Below are 247 nucleotides of genomic sequence, written 5' to 3'. Positions count from 1 at the left end.
GATCGTATTCGGCAACAACGATCTGCCGGGCGTGATGCTGGCTTCGGCCGTGTCCACGTATCTGCATCGCTATGCGGTGCTGCCGGGGCGCAACGCGGTGGTGTTCACCAACAACGACGACGGCTATCAATGCGCGCTCGACCTGAAGACGGCCGGCGCGCAGGTGACGGTGGTCGATCCGCGCGCGGGCGAATCGAAGGGCACGCTGCCGGCGCTCGCGCGGCGCTATGGCGTGAAGGTGATGAAC

General features: G+C 66.0%; 1 protein-coding gene. It reads left to right on the top strand.

Annotated elements, in window-relative coordinates:
• Positions 1-247: hypothetical protein (locus SB751_RS33915; RefSeq protein WP_410749485.1), on the top strand; the 247-nt coding region annotated here is incomplete at both ends.

This window comes from Cupriavidus sp. SIMBA_020 (assembly GCF_046535395.1).
In the GTDB taxonomy this organism is placed as follows: domain Bacteria; phylum Pseudomonadota; class Gammaproteobacteria; order Burkholderiales; family Burkholderiaceae; genus Cupriavidus; species Cupriavidus campinensis.
Note: the sequence above shows the minus strand (reverse complement) of the source record. Positions and strands in the feature narration are given on the sequence as shown.